Origin of the sequence: Streptomyces sp. HD (assembly GCF_028369295.1) — a bacterium.
Lineage (GTDB): Bacteria > Actinomycetota > Actinomycetes > Streptomycetales > Streptomycetaceae > Streptomyces.
Window position 1 is genome coordinate 1 of record NZ_JAQMYP010000190.1, and the last position, 387, is coordinate 387.

The 387-nt window shown below is 74.4% G+C and carries 1 protein-coding gene; it reads right to left on the bottom strand.

The window, feature by feature from the left end; all coding sequences use genetic code 11:
• A partial coding sequence (locus tag POF73_RS45945) for an acyltransferase domain-containing protein (protein ID WP_272125505.1) occupies positions 1–387 on the bottom strand: 387 nt, incomplete at both ends.

The following is a 387-nucleotide window of genomic DNA, read 5'->3' on the forward strand; positions in this document are numbered from 1 at the left end:
CGAGGCATAGTCCACCGCGATCCGACGCGCCCGCACCCCGGCCGCCTCGCACTCGGCGAGCAGCTCGTCCAGCGCCTCCGGCTCACCGGACACCACCACCGAGGTCGGGCCGTTGACCGCCGCGACACCGATACGGCCCTCGAAGCGGGCCAGCCGCTCCTCGGCCTGGTCCACCGGCAGCGACACCGACACCATCCCGCCCCGCCCGGACAGCTTCTCCAGCACCAGACGCGAACGCACCGCCACCACCCGGGCGCCGTCCTCCAACGACAGAGCCCCGGCCACACACGCGGCAGCGACCTCGCCCTGCGAGTGACCCACCACCGCGGCCGGCTCCACGCCGAACGAGCGCCACAGCGCGGCCAGCGACACCATCACCGCCCACAG